Origin of the sequence: Winogradskyella pacifica (genome assembly GCF_013403915.1) — a bacterium.
GTDB classification, from domain to species: Bacteria; Bacteroidota; Bacteroidia; order Flavobacteriales; family Flavobacteriaceae; genus Winogradskyella; species Winogradskyella pacifica.
Map to the genome: position 1 here is coordinate 1 of NZ_JABFDI010000042.1, position 2,174 is coordinate 2,174.

Consider the following 2,174-nt stretch of genomic DNA (forward strand, 5'->3'; position numbering starts at 1 on the left):
TCGACCAGATCTTCTGCCAGTGCGCCTTCGGGAACGACCGGAATGCGAGCACGTCCTCTTTCGCGTCCCGCATCATCGCCGCCACTTTCGGAAACGACGCGGCGAGTGTCTCCGCGACCTGATCCCACTGCGCTGCAACATCATCGGGTTCGGTGTGCGCGAAGATCGTCTTGATCGCCGCCATCACCGGTGGCACCTGCTTCGCCGACACCGCCGAGGTGACGTTCCGCATGAAATGCACCCGGCAGCGTTGCCACGACGCGCCCGTGAACTGCTGCCGCACAGCCGCTGTCAACCCAGCATGCGCATCAGAAATCACCAGATGCACACCCGACAAACCACGGGCCTTGAGCCCGATCAGGAACTCCCGCCAGAAGTCGAACGACTCACTGTCCCCGACTGCGGTGCCCAACACTTCACGGGTCCCGTCGATCGATACACCGGTGGCGACGACGAGGGCGTGCGAGACCACATGCGCCCCGATCCGGACCTTGCAGTACGTGGCGTCGAGAAAAATGTACGGAAAGCTGGTGTGAGTCAGGGTGCGCTCGCGGAAGCGGGCGATCTCGACGTCGAGCCCCTGGCAGATCCGAGAGACAGTCGACTTCGAGATTCCCGACTCGACACCCAACGCGGCGACGAGGTCGTCGACGTTGCGAGTGGACACCCCGTGGACATAGGCCTCCATGATCACCGCATAGAGGGCTTGGTCGATGCGCCGGCGGCGTTCGAGCAGGCTCGGGAAGAACGATCCGGTGCGCAGCTTCGGGATCTGCACTTCGATGTCGCCGCTGGTCGTCGACACCGTCTTGGGTCTGGTCCCGTTTCGGTAGGTGGTGCGCCCGCTGCTGCGTTCGTAGCGGCCGGCACCGAGGACTTCGGTGGCCTCGGCGTCGATCAACGCTTGTAGGCCGGCGCGAATCAGTTCGGCGAACACGGACGCCGGATCGGCACCCTCGAGTGCATCGAGCTGGGCGATCAGGGCAGAATGGGCGTGGGTCATCGCGATAGTCCTTTGTCGAGTCACTGTGGGTAACTCGTCAATCACTACGCGATGGCCCACCCACAACACGGGTACGACACGCCCGAGCTGCGGCTACGCCGCCCCACCGAATGTCCACCACGTCGTGGGACTTACCCTTGGCTACTGGTCTAGGAACGTGCATCACACCAAAGGTGGGTCAATATTGGTGTGGCACATAGAACTAACGTAGGTCCGTCACCGCACACACGGGTGGCCCGTCAACATGATTCAATTATGCGGCAACCACAGTCTGCGGCGAGCTACTCATGGCTCGAGGGTGGCCAGCGACCAGCACCAGCCGGCCAACTCGCGGGCGACAGCGATGTTGGCCACGCAGGTATTCTTTCCGCGGGCGTTGAAGTTGTCCCACCGGTGATGCAGACGCCGGTTCCCGGCATGGCCACGAGCTGTGGGGACCGGACCGGCATCCTTCCATCGGGCGCGCATGACGCGTCCTGGATTGGTGTAGGGCCGTCGGTGATGCCACGCAGCCTCGACCAGCAACCTGCGCACATGAGTGTTCCCGGTCTTGGTGATCGTGCCTTGGCTACGCGACTGGCCCGAGGAGTACTCACTCGGTACGAGCCCGGCGTAGGCGCCGATCGTCGACCCGGTCAACCGCCCCCAGTCGCCGACTTCCACGGCCAACCCGAACGCTGTCAAGGTCGAGATACCGCGTAAACACATCAGACGGGTCACCACCGGAGCCCACGGCTCAGTCCGGGCCATCGCGGCGATCTTCTCATCGAGACTGTCGCGGCGAGCGTTGACAGTCAGCACAGCATCGAAATCGTTGTCGAAGGTTGCTTGCAGCGCGGCGGCACCGAACTTCTGGTTGCGCAGCCATAATTCATGTTTCCCGGTCCACGCCGTCCCGTCACAGTAGACGATGCCCTGTCGGAGAAGAAGTTTCGATAGCCGGTGCCTGGCGCGCATCAGATCACCGCGCGCATCATCACGCGCGCGGACCAGATCGCGGGCTGCTTCGGTCTCGGGGTCGGGGATGGCGACTGCAACCAGCTCACCCAAACGCAACAGCTTCGCCAGATGCGCTGCGTCTTTAGCGTCTGTCTTCACTCGATCACCGACCGGCCGTTGCAATCTCGACGGCGCCACCACTGATCGGCCCAGGGATTTCGGACAGTGGAGA

The 2,174-nt window shown here is 63.2% G+C and carries 2 protein-coding genes; both read right to left on the reverse strand.

Annotated elements, in window-relative coordinates:
• Positions 1 to 1,003: IS256 family transposase (locus HM984_RS17990; RefSeq protein WP_179350091.1), on the reverse strand; the 1,003-nt coding region annotated here is incomplete at its 3' end.
• Positions 1,004 to 1,288: 285 nt separating this feature from the next.
• On the reverse strand, positions 1,289 to 2,174 hold an 886-nt coding region (locus HM984_RS17995), incomplete at its 5' end, for an IS110 family RNA-guided transposase (protein ID WP_179350092.1).